Below are 13,933 nucleotides of genomic sequence, written 5' to 3'. Positions count from 1 at the left end.
GCGCCCGCCAACGTTGTGCAACCTGTTGACGGTCGACATCCATCAGCCATATGTTGGGCGGCGGAGGTGCAGCTGATGCCCACGTCGGACTTCGACGTCCACGACCCCGCGTTCGTCACCGATCCCCACCGGACGTTCGACGACCTGCGCGAGCGGTGCCCGGTCGCCTGGACCGACGACCTCGGCGGCTTCTGGATGCTCACGCGCCACGCCGACATCGCGCGGGTGACCACCGACACCAGGACGTGGGTCTCGAGCGTGCAGAACGCCGTCCCGAAGCTGCCGAACACCGGTCGCCGGGGGCCCCTCCACTTCGACCCGCCCGAGCACACCGCCTACCGGCGCGCCCTCAACCCGGTGTTCGCCGCCGACCGCGTCGCCGAGGTCCGCCCCGCCATTGACGCGATGGTCCACGACCTCACCGGCCCGTTCGTGGCCGCAGGCGGCGGGGACGTCGTCGCCGCGGTCATCCGCCACGTCCCGATCCGCGCGCTGTGCCTGCTGCTCGGCATCCCGCCGGACCTGGCCGACGACCTCCTCGACGCGACGGTCCGGTTCGTCGCGAGCGTCCACGACGTCGACCCCGAGGAGACGAAGGCGCAGAGCTACCGGATCTACGACCGGTCCCGTGAGATCCTGCGAGACCGCGCCAGGCGACCCCTCGACGACGACGGCCTGAGCGCGATGCTGTCGATCGAGCTCGACGGGCGACCGCTCGATGAGGAGATGGCCGTCGGGACCCTCCGCCAGGTCGTGGTCGCCGCCCACGTCGGTCCCGTCCTGGGCCTCGCCGGCATCGTGATGCACCTGGGTGAGGATCGCGCGCTGCAGGACCGGCTCCGCGCCGACCCCGCCCTGCGGGGGCCGGCGGTCGAGGAGCTGCTCCGCCTGCACGCGCCGAACACCGGGTTCACCAGGACCCCCACCTGCCCGGTCGAGCTGCACGGGCGGGTGATCGAGGTCGACCAGCCCGTCGCGGTCAACTACGCGGCGGCGAGCCGGGACCCCGATGTCTTCACCGACCCCGACGCCGTCGACCTCGATCGCGGCGACGTGGGCATGGCCTTCGGCCACGGGATCCACAAGTGCATCGGCCAGCACCTCGCCCGCGCCCAGCTCCACGCGGTCGTCGACGAGCTGCTCGACACGACCGACGCCTTCGCGCTGACCGTCCCCCGCGACGAGTTGGGGTTCACCCAGCTCCCCGAGCACGGCCCGCTCGAGGTCCCGCTGGCGATCGAGCCCCGCACGGGCTGATCGCGGAGGGCGGCGCTCAGTCGACCAGGTCGCGCAGGACCACCGTCCCGCTGGGCGCGGCGGGGCTGTCGGCCAGCCGGTCGAGCACCGGCAGCGCCTCGGCGAGCGCCCGGCGGTCCTCGGCGGGAAGACGTCGCAGCTCGGCGACGAGGACGGCCGTCCGCCGGGCCCGCTGGTCGTCGATCAGGCGCTGCCCGGCCGTCGTGATCGCCACCTGGGTCGCGCGCGCGTCTGCGGGGTCCCGTCGCCGGCTGACCAGCGACTGGCCCTCCAGACGGGTGATCAGCCGGGAGATCGTCGCCGGCGTCACGTCCTCGAGCTCGGCCAGCCGACCGGTCCGCAGCGGCCCGTCGTCCTCGAGGCGGCACAGCGCGGACAGCTCGGACGGCGTCAGCTCGTCACCGCCGTAGTACCGGACGCGCCGGTAGAGCCGCGGCAGCAGCCGCCGCAGCTCGACGGCGATCGCGGTCTCCTGGTCCTCCCCCACGTCAGCCATGGTCGGCGATCCTAGTCGACCCGGTCAGCGCCCCCGTCAGCTGCGCAGCTCCGGGAGGATGCGGGTGAGCAACGCCTCGATCCGCGGCAGCGGGTCCGGCGGCGGGACGATCACGACGAACTCGGTGAAGCCGACGCCGTGCAGCTCGCCGATCCGTCGACGGCAGGTGTCGACGTCCGCGAGGGCGTCGAGGTGCACCTGCGCGGAGCGGCGGACGTCGGCCGGGTCGCGTCCGGCGGCCTCGCACAGCTCGTCGAGCAGGTGCTGCTTCCGCGCGTAGTCCGCGACGGACCCGCGGCCGATCGCGGTCCACACGTCGGCGTGGTCGGCGACCAGGGGGAGGGTGCGCCGCTCGCCCTCCCCGCCGATCCAGATCGGCGGGTGGGGGCGTTGCACCGGCGCCGGTGCCGACACCGCGCCGGACAGGCGGTACCAGGTGCCGTCGAGGTCCGCGCGCTCCTCGGACCACAGCGCCTTCATGTAGGTGATCGCCTCGCGGAGCCGATCGACGCGCTCCGGCGGCTCGGGCAGGTCGAGGCCGAACATGGCGTGCTCGGGCGGGTCGTGGGACGCGCCGAGGCCGAGCTCGAGCCGGCCGTCCGACAGGTGGTCGACGGTGACGGCCATCTTGTGGACGACGAGGGGGTGCCGGTAGGTGTTGCCGGTCACCATGACGCCGATGCGGGCCCGCGAGGTCACCTCGGCCATCGCCGCGAGCAGCGTCCACGCCTCGTAGCTCGGCGACGTGGCCTCGTCCTCGACGAGGATGGCGCGGAAGTGGTCGTAGACCCACAGGTTGTCGATGCCGCCCTGGTCGGCGGTCTGCCAGGCCTGGCGGAGCTCGGCGACGGTGCAGGCGTGCTGCCAGACGTCGAGGCCGACGCGGATGGCCGATCCCATGGCGTCGTCAGCCCGCGGGGGTCAGCTCGACGGGGGCCTTCTCCCCCTCCCACGCCCGCAGCCGCCGGCTGGCGAAGCGCCAGCCCTCCTGGGTCCGGCTGACCGCGTCGACGGCGTAGCCGGTCCAGACGACCTGGGTGTTGCCCCGCCCGCCCATGGGCAGGCGGTGGACCCGGGTGACGTAGGAGCGGGCCACGGCGCCTCCGGAGTCCGGGGTGATGACCGTGCCGGTCACGAGGTGCTGGCCGCGCGGGTAGCTGAGGTCGTCGGCTACGAAGGCGTCCACGAAGCGGCGGATCGCGTCCCGGCCGTGGTGCACCTCCCCCATGTCGAGGGTCGCGTCGTCGGTGAAGGTGCCGACGAACGCGTCGGCGTCGCCGGTGTCGAGCGCCCAGGCGGCCGCCGCGATCAGCTCGGCGATGGCGAGGCGGTCCGCGGCGCTGAGCTCGGTGGTCGGGTCGTCGGTCGGGTCGGCGGGGTCCATGTCGTCCTCCGGTCGGGTCAGGCCGCGGCGAAGCCGAAGCGGGGCAGCAGGGTGGTGAGGGCCAGCTCGACCCGTGGGAGCGGGTCGGGGGGCGGGATGATGACGACGAACTCGGTGAAGCCGAGCGCCACCAGGTCCTCCATGCGGCGGGTGGTCGCGTCCACGTCCTCGGGGGCGTCGAGGTGCACCTGGACGGTGCGGCGGATGGCCGCGGGGTCGCGCCCGACCGCGTCGCAGTGCTCGTCGAGGACCCGGAGCTTGCGGGCCAGGTCGTCGAGGGTCTCGATGCCGATCGCGTTCCACACGTCGGCGTGCTCGGCGACGATCCGCAGTGTGACCTTCTCGCCGCCGCCGCCGAGCCAGATCGGCGGGTGGGGCTGCTGGAGGGGGGTCGGGTTGCCGATCGCGCCGGTCAAGCGGTAGTGCTCGCCCTCGAAGTCGACCACCTCGCCGGTCCACAGCCGCCGGATCACCTCGAGGGCCTCCCGCCAGCGCGCCAGCCGCTGCGGGGCCGGCGGGAAGTCGAGCCCGAGCATCGCGTGCTCCTTGTCCGCGTCACCCGCTCCCAGCCCGAACTCGAGGCGGCCGCCGGACAGGTGGTCGACGGTCACGGCCATCTTGGCGAGGATGCCCGGGTGGCGGATCGTGTTGCCGGTCACCATGACCCCGATCCGCGCCCGCTGCGTGACCGCGGCCATCGCGGCGAGGCAGGTCCACGCCTCGAAGATCGGTTCCATGCCCTCCGAGCGCATCGGCAGGGACTTGAAGTGGTCGCACAGCCACAGGTTGTGGATCCCCGCGGCGTCGGCCATCTCCCAGCCGGTGCGGAGCTCGTCGATCGAGCTGCGCTGCTGCCAGACGTCGAGCCCGAAGCGCAGGTCGGTCATCGCAGCGAGACGCCGTGGTGGTGCAGGCGATCGACGTACGGCGGGGCCGCGTCGGACTTGACCTGGTCCGGTGGGGTGCCGAACAGCTCCCACGCCTGGTGGATCCGCTTGCGCCAGAAGCCCCAGCGCCCGTCGACCTTCCGCACGTCGTCGGTGTAGTAGCCCTGCCAGATCGGTTGGGAGTTCCGGGTCTTCGGGATCTGGTACATGCGGACGACGTAGACGTTGCAGGTGGCCGCGTCGGGTCCGTCGGCCTGCATCTTCCACTGGGTGTAGAAGTGCTGGCTGCCCGGGAACGCCGAGTCGCCGAGGAACAGCGACAGCCAGGCGCGGAACGCCTCCTCCCCCTCGGTGGCGCCGTGGCTGTCGAGCAGCTGGCCGCCCGGGACGTAGCACTCGACGAACGCGTCGAGGTCCGCTGAGTCCATCGCCCAGGCGTAGCGGGCGTACAGGTCCATGATGTCGAGTCGGTCCTCGGGGGTGAGGCCGGTGATGGATGCCACGTCGGGTCCGATCCGTGTCTCGCGGGTGGGGAAGGCGTGGGTGAGGGGACCGAGCCCTAGGAGAGGGCCGCGAAGATCGCCTCGGCCTGGGACAGGGACTCCGCGCGGTCCACCTGGGTGTACTCGGCCGGCAGCTCGTCGGCGTCGTAGGGGCCGACCGGACCGTCCCCCTCGTTGAGGATCGCGTTGCCCTGCTCGCTCAGGACGAAGTGGGCGAACAGCTGGGCGGCCGCCGGGTTGCTCGCCCCGGCGGCGAGCCCGATGACCACCTCTGCGCCGGTCGTCAGGTCCGGCACGTGCACGTCGATCGGGGCGCCCTCCGCCTGCAGCGGGATGATGGCGGCGGGGGTGTTCGGGACGCCGATCGCGTACTCGCCGGCGCCGACCGCCTGGGCGGCGGGCACCGTGCCGGCGGCGAGGCTGCCGTCGGTCTGGGCCCGGAGCTGCTCGAGGTACTCGATCCCGTACTCGGTGGCGAGCAGGTGGAACAGGTCGACGTTGGCCGGGGAGTTCTCCGGGTCGACCAGCTGGATCTGGCCCTGCCAGCGCGGGTCGAGCAGGTCCTGCCAGGTCTCCGGCGCCTCGTCGGCCGGCACCAGGTCGGTGTTCGTCGTGAACCCGAAAAGCGCGATCTGGGCGACCGCCGTGCCGGGTCGCAAGAAGTCCTCGGGGTACCCCTCGGGGATCACCACGTCGGGCAGGGGTTCGAGGACGCCCTGGTCCTGGGAGTCGGTGATGAACGGCGAGTTCGACACCATGATCATGTCGGCGGCGGGCTGGCCCGACTCCGCCTCCGCGGAGAACCGCGTCTGCAGGTCCGCCGACGTGAGTCGGACGAAGGAGGCGGTGATGCCGTACTCCTCGGCGAACGCGTCGGCCAGGGCCTGCGCCACGGGCTCGGGGGGCACGGAGTAGAAGAGCAGCTCACCCTCGGCCTGGGCGTCGGCGATCAGCGCGTCGAGGTCCCCCGACGACGCGTCCGCCGTCTCCGAGACCTCCTCCGAGGCCTCCGCGGTCGCGGCGCTCGTGGCGTCGGCCGTGGGCTCGTCGGCAGGCTCCTCGGTGGGCTCGTCGGCGGTGTCAGCGGTGTCGGCGGTCGCCTCGGCGGCGTCCGCCTCGGGCTCGTCGGCGTCGTCGGCACCGCTGCACGCGGCGAGGGCGAGCACGAGGACGAGGGAGGTGAGGAGTGCGATCAGACGGCGGGGTGATGGCATGGCGAGGCCCTCTCGATGAGCGCGCTGGCGCGCGACGCGATGGTGGGCGCGGTGGGGTCCACCGCGCTCGACCGGTGGCGCCGGCCGGCTCAGACCGGCGTCGAGATGACCCTATACCTCGGCAGAACGACGATCAAGAAAAACAATTGCATGTGCTAACCATCTTGGCTCCGCCGCCCGCAGCCTCACCCGGCGGGGAGCACCCGGACGTCGGCGGGGAGCACGCAGATCTCCGCGTCGTCGCCGGCCTCGAGGTCGTCGTCGCGCGCGGTCCAGGTGCGGACCTGGACCGGTTCGCCGCCGCTGCTCGGGACAGCGATCAGGTGCTCGGTGTGGCTCCCCACGAACATCGACGCGCGGACCACCCCCCGCCAGCGGTTCGTGCCCTGGACGACCCCGTCGGGATCCACCGTGCAGCGTTCGGGACGCCACACGGCGGCGACCTCGTGGCCGACCGCGATCCCGTCCGCCCCCGGGACGCCGGTCACCCGCCCGAGTGCGGTCTCGACGACCACATGGCCCCCCTCGGTGGCGGCGACGGTCCCGGTCAGCTCGTTCGTGGTGCCGATGAACCCCGCGACGTAGCGGGTCGCCGGCCGGTGGTAGATCTCCCGCGGCGCGCCGTACTGGGCCACCCGGCCGCGGTCGAGCACGGCGATCCGGTCGGCCAGCTCCATCGCCTCGACCTGGTCGTGGGTGACGAAGATCGCGCTGAAGCCCAGCTCGGCCTGCATGCTGACCAGCTCGAGGCGCAACTGCTCGCGCACCTTCGCGTCGACGTTGGACAGCGGCTCGTCGAACAGGATCAGGTCGTCGCCGGCGACCAGCGCGCGGGCGAGCGCGACGCGCTGCTGCTGCCCGCCGCTCATCTGGTTGGGGTACTGCGCGTCGAGGTCGCCGATGCCGACCAGGTCGAGGACCCGGTGGACCCGCTCGGCCACCTCGGCCTTCTTGATCTTCACGTCCCGCCGGCTCTGGAGCGGGTAGGCCACGTTGCCGAAGGCCGTCATGTGGGGCCACAGGGCGTAGCTCTGGAAGATCATCGACAGCCGCCGGCGCTCGGGCGGCACCTCGACGCCGCGCTCGGAGTCGAACGCGGTCGCCCCGTTCACGTCGATGCGCCCGGCGTCCGGTCGCTCGAGCCCGGCGATCGCCCGCAGCAGCGTGGTCTTGCCGCAGCCGCTCGGCCCGAGCAGCACGACCAGCTCGCCGGGTGCGACGTCGAGGCTGACGCCGTCGATCGCCCGCACCGGCGTCCCGTCGGCGCGGTGGAAGGTCTTGTGGAGGTCGCGGACGGCGACGACGGGGTCCTCGGCGCCCGCCTCGGTGGCCGAGGCACGCGAGCGGGTGTCGGTGGAGGTCACGGTGCGGCTCCCGGGGTCGGGGGGGCGGGGCGGGGGGTCTGCGGTCACACGCCACCGACCTTCGCGTCGATCCCCAGGCGGGCCTTGCGGCGCGTGAAGGTGAGGACCCCGATCAGGACGGTGGTGGTGATCAGGACGAGGGCGGTCGACAGGGCGGCGAGGCCGGCGTAGGAGCCGTTGCTGAAGACCTCGAGCAGCCGGAAGCCGACGACGGGGTTGCGGGTGCCGGCCAGCAGCGCCGAGGCGGTCAGGTCCCCCACCATGCGGATGAACAGCATGGCCCAGCCGGCGACCAGCCCGGGCATCATCAAGGGCAGCTCGACCTTCCGGAACGTGCGGCCGCGGCCCGCGCCGGAGATCGCCGACGCCTCGCTGAGCTCGTGGCCGACCTGCCCGGCGGCGGCGTCGGCCGCGACGCTCCCCTGGGGCATGTACAGCGCCAGGTAGCCGAGCAGGAGCAGGGCCAGGGTGCCACCGAGGTCGAAGGGGGGCCCGGAGAACACCAGCAGGATCCCGACGGCGACCACGACGTGGGAGATCGCGGCCGGGAGCTTGATCGCCGAGTCGATCAGCCGCGCCACGGGGCCCTTCGCGCGCGCGACCCGCAGCGCGACGACCGCTGCGGCGACGATGCCGACGGTGCCCCCGACGACCCCGAGCAGGAGGCTGTTGGTCAGCGCCCGCCGGGTGGTGCGGTCCTCGATGAGGGTCTGGGTGAACGCGTCGGTGCTGAGGGAGCCCCAGTCGATGTCGGCGGTCCAGAACCCGTTCAGCGACACCAGCAGCAGCGCGACGATCGGCAGCACGGCGGCGATCAGGACGTAGACGAGCATGAAGGCCCGCGCGACGGGGCGCCACGGCCCGAGCTCGATGCGGCGGGCGCGGTTGCCCTTGCCACCGACCCGCGCGTGCCGGCCCCGCTTCAGGATCCGCGCCTGCAGCCAGTAGATGGTGCCGAGGACCAGCACCACGAGCACCGACAGGCCGACGGCCGTCGACGTCTCGGGCGGGAAGGTGAACGTCAGCAGGCGCACGATGCGGACGCTGAGGACCTCGATGCGCGCCGGCGTGCCGACGATCGCGGGGAGGGAGTAGATGCCGAGGCCGGTCCAGGCGATCAGCAGGACGGCCGCACCCATGCTGGGGGCGAGTGCGGGGAGGGTGATCCGGCGGAAGGTCCGGGCCAGCCCGGCGCCGCTCATCCGCGACTGCTCCTCGAGGCTCGGATCCAGGCTGCGCAGGCCGGCCGACACCAGCAGGAACGCGAAGGGCACCTGGTAGACGACGTAGATCGCGATCAGCCCGTACCAGGAGTGGATGTCGAAGGGGCCCTCGGTCAGCGTGATGCCGACCAGGCCGAGCACGTCGCGGATCCAGTCGTTCAACAATCCCGCCCGCGGCGACAGCAGCAGGACCCACCCGACCGCGCCGGCGACGGGGGGCAGCAGGAACGGCAGCAGCGGGAGGGCGTCGGTGGCGAAGCCCATGCGGGCGTCGGTCCGCTCGTTCAGCCAGGCGAGGGCCGATCCGAGCAGCAGGGCGATCGCGCTCGACGGGACGACGACCGCGAGCGTCGATCCGATCAGCCCGCCGAGGTCCTCCGCGCCGAGGGTGTCGGCGACCGGCTGCAGGGTCACCTCGCCGTCGACGACGAACAGGCCGCCGATGACCCGGATGAGCGGGACGATCGCGAGCACCGCCAGGGCGCCCATGACGACGGCGGCGAGGACGCCGAAGGGGGTGGGCCGTCCGAGGCGCACGAGCCGCCGTCGGGTGGCCGCGGTGCCGGGCTCGGCGACCGCGCGGGCGGTCTCGTCGGCGATCTGGGTCATCGGACGGCCTCCGCCCCGGTGACGCGCAGGGGCACGCGGAGCGTGCCCCACTCCGGCCACCGGGTCATGCGGATGTCGCCGTCGAGCTCGATCCGCTCGGTCCGGGCCAGCAGCTCGTGCAGGACGGTCGTGAGCATCAACCGCGCCAGGCCCTCGCCGGCGCAGCGGTGGGGGCCCATGCCGAAGGCCAGGTGGCGGTCGATGTTCGGTCGACCCAGCACGAAGGTGTGGGGGTCGTCGAAGACGGCCTCGTCCCGGTTGGCGGAGGCGTAGACCAGCGCGATCGGCTCGTCCGCGGGGATGCGCTGGCCGCCGATCTCGACGTCGGTCACCGCGGTCCGGGCGAACCCGCGGTAGGGCGTCAGCAGGCGCAGGTACTCCTCCACCGCGGCGGGGACCAGGGACAGGTCGGCGCGCAGCTGGTCCTGGAGGTCCGGGTGCTGGCACAGGTGCACCGCCATCGACCCGATGAAGATCGACGGGGCGATCATCCCGACGACGATCATCTGCCGGATGGTCCCGAGCACCAGGTCCTCGGGCAGCGGCTCGCCGTGGTGGCGCTTGGCCAGCAGCGCGCTGGTGAGGTCGTCCTCGACGTCCATCGGCTCCGCCTTGCGCGCGTCGATGATCGCACGGGCGATCTCGTACAGCTCGAGGCTGGTCGTCTTGACCTGCTCGTCGTCCGCGGACTGCAGGGCCATGTCGTAGCGGGCGGTGATCTCGCGGATCTGCACCGACATGGCCTCGGGGACGTTGAAGAAGTCCGCGAACAGGTGGCCGGGGTAGCGGTGCGCGAAGTCGGCGCAGATGTCCCCGCCGCCGGCGTCGACGAAGGGCTGGAGCAGGTCGACGGTCACGCGGCGCACCCACGGCTCCATCGCCGCGACCTTGTCGCGGGTGAAGAACCGGTTGATGACCTGGCGGTACGGGGTGTGCTCGGGCGGGTCGAGGTGGAGGGGTGGGCGCCGGCCGGTGAACGCCACCTTCGGGACGACGTTCTGCACCGACGTCACGTAGGTCCGGTGGTCGCTCAGGACCTCGACCACGTCCGCGTGGCGGGTCAGCGCCCAGAAGCCGTCGAAGACCTGGGAGTGCGCGACCGGGCAGCGCTGGCGCAGGTCGGCCATCACCTCGTGCGCGCTCTCGAACGTCTCCGGTTCTCGGGGGTCGAAGTCGCTCGGCAGCTGCGCGGCGACGCGCTCGTTGCTCATGTGGCCCTCCATGTGCGCCGTGCGCGCACGTTATGTTCATTCGTGACGACCGTCAAGAGGATGTGCAACCTTGTTGCTCGCGGGGACGGGTGGGGCCGACCACGCGCGCCGCGACCACCAGGGCGGCGGCGGCCAGGCCGAAGCCGACCGCCCCGAGGGCCATCCCCGACCGCGCGCCGGCGACGTCGGTCAGCCACCCGACCAGCAGCGACCCGAGCGGCGTCGTGCCGACCGTCCCGAGGACCACCAGGCTCATCATCTGCCCCAGCACCACGGGGTCCGCGGCGCGCTGCACGATCCGCTGGCTGTTGGTCTGGTACAGCGCGAGCAGGATGCCGAAGGCGGGCGAGGCCCAGAGGAACGCGGTCAGGGTCGGTGCGACGGCCAGCGCGATCAGCGACGCTGCCAGCAGCGCGCAGACCACCGCCAGCCCGCGCCGGGTGTCGCGCAGCACGGCCGCCGAGGCGACGCCCCCGATGACCGCGCCGACCGCGTTGAGGGAGTGGGCGATCCCCACGGCGGTGGCGTCCCCGCCGAAGGTCAGCTGCACCATCGCCGGCACGGTCACCGCGAAGTTCATGCCCAGCAGGCCCACGACGGCGTTCAGGACCAGCACCTCCCGCAGCGGCGGGCGGGCCCAGGCGTGGCGGAACCCCTCCGCGAGCGACACCATCCGCCGGCCGGTCGCGGGGTCCCCGGCGGGTGCGGATCTGGTGGGGCGGATGGCGATCGCCGTCGCGATGACGACCAGGTAGCTGGCGCCGTTGGCCATGAAGCAGACGGCCGGGCCGGCGGTGGCGTAGAGCAGCCCGCCGAGCGCCGGGCCGGCCAGGCGGCCGGCGGCGGAGGTCGTGCCGTGCAGCCCGATCGCGCTCGGCAGCGCGTCGGCGTCGACCAGCCTCGGCAGGAACGCGAGGGCGGCGGGGCGCTCGAGGGCCTGGCAGGTCCCGAGCGCGAACGTGACCGCGATCACCGCCGCCGGCGGGACCGGGCCCAGGGCCAGGGCGATGCCGAGCCCGGCGGCCAGCACCCCCGCCACCACCGCGTTGCCGATGATGAAGCGGCGCAGGTCGACCCGGTCGAGCAGCGTCCCCGCGCCGACGCCGAGCAGCAGCGCGGGGAGGAACTGGACGGCGGTGATGCCGCCCAGCGCGCCGGCGCTGCCGGTCAGGTCCAGCACGAGTAGGCCGAGGGCGAGGGTCTGCAACCAGGTGCCGACGGTGCTGAGCAGCTGGCCGACGAAGAACCGGCGGAAGTCCGGGGAGCGGGCGGCGTCGACCGAGGACGTGAGCCGGTCCGCCCACCCGCTGCCGGGTGCGTCAGCCACCGGACAGCAGCCGGTCGCAGAAGTCGGCCAGGAGCCCGTCGACGTCGACGCCGGCGTCCCGGGTCCGGTCGGTGTTGTCGATCGGCAGGCGCAGGACGGGGATCCCCGCCGCCTCGAGGGCCCGCAGCACGAAGGGGTCGGCGTCGGCGATCGCGACCGCGCCGTCACAGCCGTGGGACACCGCCTCGCGGACGTGCCAGGCACCGGCCCACGTCGGCATGCGCAGCTCGTCGCCGACCGGCGCGAACCGGGCGGCCAGGGCGCGGAGCGGGTCGCGGCCGCCATCGAGGGTGCGGAGGTACCCGTCGGCGGCGAGGCCGAGGTACATCGACCACACGAAGACCGCGCCGTGGCTGTCCTCGAGCTGCTGGTAGAAGCCCATGTCGCTCCACAGGCCCCGCCCGACCCAGGCCAGCCGCAGGCGCTCGCCGGCGCACGCGGCCTGCCCGGCCCGGGCCCTCGCTGCGACCGCCTCCTCGAGCGCCAGCGCCGCGTCCCGCGCCCACGTCGTCCCGCGGTGCCACTGGGGGATCATCGTCGCCGGCATCGTGTCGGCGATCCCGACCGGGGCCGGGCGCGTGCGGGCGATCAGGTCCCGGGTGCGGCGGTAGGCGGCCTCCTGGGCGTTGACCAGCGCCATCACCTCGACGAAGCGGTCGTGGTCGAAGCGTCGACCGGTCAGGTGCTCGAGCGCCGTGATGATCTCCCGGATCTCGGCGACGAGCAGGTCCAGGCGGACGTCTTCGAGGACCTCGTCCCACCGCTCGGGCAGGTCGTCCCACCAGCTGACCGGCAGATCGGTCCAGCGGCAGTCGGCGGTGCGCTCCACCTGCAGCGCGGTCGCGCCGGCCTCGGTGGCCCAGGAGGCGGTCAGCCCCGTCGACGCGTCACCGCCGGTGGTCGTCCCGATGACGGCTGCGGGCGGGAGCCCGCCCCACGGCGGCGCGTCGACGTCGGGACCGAGGGCGGACGCCAGCGCCATGGTCGAGTAGGCCTGGATGCCGGCGGGGTACCCGCGCCGGCGGAGTGCGTCGAGGTGGGCGGCGGTCTGCTGCTTCGCGCCGACCATCGACGCCCACCACTGGTTGACGACGTAGGGGACGTCGAGGGTGCGGAGCAGCTCCTGGGGGAAGTCCGCGTCGACGACCGCGATCGGCTCGCCGTCGGCCGCGCGGGCGGCCAGGGCGGCGCACCACCGCCGCTGGTGGTCGCCGACGTCGCCGCGGAGGTCGAGGTCCTTGCGGGCCCGACGTCCACCGGCCGGTGCCGCGGCGGGTGTGACGGCGCGGGAGGCCGCTGGTCGCCGGCGCGGTGCGGGGGTCCCGTCGGCGATGAACCCGGCGATCCGGTCGGCCCACCCCTCCACCGCGTCCTCGTCCGGGCCGACGCGCACCTCGAGGAGGGGCACGCCGACGTCGTGGAGGGCCCTTCGCAGCGCGGGGAGCGCCCACGGGGCGGCCTCGTCGGTCTCGACGAGGTGGGCGACGACGCGCTCGATCCCCCGTGCCCGGCACCGCTCGGCGACCGCCGCGGCCACCGCGTCGGGGGGCAGCGGCCCGTCGGCGTGGAGCCGGTCGGCGAGGGCGTCCAGGTCCCCTCCGGGGTCGCCGCCCACCCGGTCCCAGGTGGTGGCCTCGGGGTGCACCTCGGCGGCCACGTGGCCGCCGGACCGCTCGAGGAGGCCGAGCAGCGCGCCCGTCGGCGGGGCCGACCCGCACACCAGCACCCGGGTCGGGCCGGTCGGCGCGACGGTGCCCTCGGCCTCGGCGGCGAACGCCTCGACCAGTTCGACGTGGGCGGCCGCGGGGAGCTGCCAGGCGGCGCGGCGGGCAACGTCGAGCGCGGTCCCCGCCAGCGTCGGGGCCGACCGGCCGCGCTGGGCGTCGAGGGCGGCGAGCGCCCGCCGCTGGCGGTCGGCAAGGCCGATCGCGGCGGCCAGCGCGTCAGCGTCGACGCGGGCGCCCACCACCTCCGCCAGCCAGCCGGCCAGGTCCGCGACCCGCCGGCGGACGTAGTCGCGGGAGGCGGCGGTCGGCCGGTGCACGGTGTCGAGGAGCGCGACGGGGGGCAGCGCCCACCCGGTCCGGGCCAGCTCGCGGAGGATCGCGAACAGCTGCGGCAGCTCCGCGGCATCCCGGCCGATCACGACCGGGACGTCGGTCGGCGCCGCGAGGACGCCCTCCAGCAGCCGGAGTCCGGACCAGCTGAGGGTCACGTCGGGCAGGTCGGCGTCGACCCGCGGGGGCGGCGCCGACGGGGCGGGGGCCAGGGGGCGGGGGGGGGGGCCGAGCGCCGCGCGCCGCGGTCGCGGGCCCCGCCGGCCGCCGTGGAGGCCCGTGGGCGGCTCGCCCGCCCCGGACCCGACAGGGGGGGCCGCGGCGGCGGCCGCCAGCGCCGCGAGCGCCGGCGGGTCGTCCGCCGTCATGCGGTGGGGTCCGGCTGCCCGCCGTCGGCCCCC

The 13,933-nt window shown here is 74.1% G+C and carries 13 protein-coding genes; 2 read left to right on the top strand and 11 right to left on the bottom strand.

The genetic code is table 11. From position 1 onward, the window contains the following. Nucleotides 1-75: 75 nt before the first annotated feature. Nucleotides 76-1,257 carry a cytochrome P450 gene (locus ACEQ2X_RS23345; protein WP_370328292.1) on the top strand — a complete coding sequence of 394 codons (1,182 nt, stop codon included), beginning with the start codon at nucleotides 76-78 and terminating at the stop codon, nucleotides 1,255-1,257. Between the two features lie 16 nt (nucleotides 1,258-1,273). On the opposite strand, the gene ACEQ2X_RS23340 is transcribed toward ACEQ2X_RS23345, so the two are convergent. The 6 genes from ACEQ2X_RS23340 to ACEQ2X_RS23315 are packed head-to-tail and all read right to left on the bottom strand — an operon-like array spanning nucleotide 1,274 to nucleotide 5,741. Then, entirely contained in the window at nucleotides 1,274-1,753 is a 480-nt protein-coding gene (locus ACEQ2X_RS23340) for a MarR family winged helix-turn-helix transcriptional regulator (protein ID WP_370328291.1), read from the bottom strand. Between the two features lie 36 nt (nucleotides 1,754-1,789). Continuing rightward, nucleotides 1,790-2,653: a TIGR03560 family F420-dependent LLM class oxidoreductase gene (locus tag ACEQ2X_RS23335; RefSeq protein WP_370328290.1), complete on the bottom strand. Its 864-nt coding sequence runs from the start codon at nucleotides 2,651-2,653 to the stop codon at nucleotides 1,790-1,792. Nucleotides 2,654-2,660: 7 nt separating this feature from the next. After that, nucleotides 2,661-3,137, bottom strand: coding sequence for a nuclear transport factor 2 family protein (locus ACEQ2X_RS23330; RefSeq protein ID WP_370328289.1), 477 nt, complete (start codon nucleotides 3,135-3,137; stop codon nucleotides 2,661-2,663). Nucleotides 3,138-3,154: 17 nt separating this feature from the next. After that, complete coding sequence (locus ACEQ2X_RS23325) at nucleotides 3,155-4,024, bottom strand: TIGR03560 family F420-dependent LLM class oxidoreductase (protein ID WP_370328288.1); 870 nt, start codon at nucleotides 4,022-4,024, stop codon at nucleotides 3,155-3,157. After that, complete coding sequence (locus ACEQ2X_RS23320; protein WP_370328287.1) at nucleotides 4,021-4,527, bottom strand: nuclear transport factor 2 family protein; 507 nt, start codon at nucleotides 4,525-4,527, stop codon at nucleotides 4,021-4,023. Before ACEQ2X_RS23320 ends, ACEQ2X_RS23325 begins: the two co-directional genes overlap by 4 nt. A 56-nt stretch (nucleotides 4,528-4,583) precedes the next feature. Next, on the bottom strand, nucleotides 4,584-5,741 hold the full coding sequence (locus ACEQ2X_RS23315; RefSeq protein WP_370328286.1) for an ABC transporter substrate-binding protein: 1,158 nt from the start codon (nucleotides 5,739-5,741) through the stop codon (nucleotides 4,584-4,586). Nucleotides 5,742-5,756: 15 nt separating this feature from the next. Here ACEQ2X_RS23315 and ACEQ2X_RS23310 point away from each other — a divergent pair, with 15 nt between their 5' ends. Continuing rightward, nucleotides 5,757-5,900: a hypothetical protein gene (locus ACEQ2X_RS23310; protein ID WP_372530588.1), complete on the top strand. Its 144-nt coding sequence runs from the start codon at nucleotides 5,757-5,759 to the stop codon at nucleotides 5,898-5,900. A gap of 26 nt (nucleotides 5,901-5,926) precedes the next feature. On the opposite strand, the gene ACEQ2X_RS23305 is transcribed toward ACEQ2X_RS23310, so the two are convergent. From ACEQ2X_RS23305 to ACEQ2X_RS23285, 5 genes are all read right to left on the bottom strand, one after another. Next, nucleotides 5,927-7,105, bottom strand: a complete 1,179-nt coding sequence (locus tag ACEQ2X_RS23305; RefSeq protein ID WP_370328285.1) for an ABC transporter ATP-binding protein — start codon at nucleotides 7,103-7,105, stop codon at nucleotides 5,927-5,929. Nucleotides 7,106-7,149: 44 nt separating this feature from the next. Further along, nucleotides 7,150-8,937 carry an ABC transporter permease gene (locus tag ACEQ2X_RS23300; RefSeq protein ID WP_370328284.1) on the bottom strand — a complete coding sequence of 596 codons (1,788 nt, stop codon included), beginning with the start codon at nucleotides 8,935-8,937 and terminating at the stop codon, nucleotides 7,150-7,152. Next, nucleotides 8,934-10,148: a cytochrome P450 gene (locus tag ACEQ2X_RS23295; protein ID WP_370328283.1), complete on the bottom strand. Its 1,215-nt coding sequence runs from the start codon at nucleotides 10,146-10,148 to the stop codon at nucleotides 8,934-8,936. Before ACEQ2X_RS23295 ends, ACEQ2X_RS23300 begins: the two co-directional genes overlap by 4 nt. A 52-nt stretch (nucleotides 10,149-10,200) precedes the next feature. Continuing rightward, nucleotides 10,201-11,475 carry an MFS transporter gene (locus ACEQ2X_RS23290; RefSeq protein WP_370328282.1) on the bottom strand — a complete coding sequence of 425 codons (1,275 nt, stop codon included), beginning with the start codon at nucleotides 11,473-11,475 and terminating at the stop codon, nucleotides 10,201-10,203. Then, nucleotides 11,468-13,933: 2-hydroxyacyl-CoA dehydratase family protein (locus ACEQ2X_RS23285; RefSeq protein WP_370328281.1), on the bottom strand; the 2,466-nt coding region annotated here is incomplete at its 5' end. The genes ACEQ2X_RS23290 and ACEQ2X_RS23285, both read right to left, overlap by 8 nt.

Origin of the sequence: Euzebya sp., assembly GCF_964222135.1 — a bacterium.
Lineage (GTDB): Bacteria > Actinomycetota > Nitriliruptoria > Euzebyales > Euzebyaceae > Euzebya.
The sequence above is the reverse complement of the archived record's forward strand: the minus strand, read 5'-3'. Positions and strand labels throughout refer to the sequence as shown.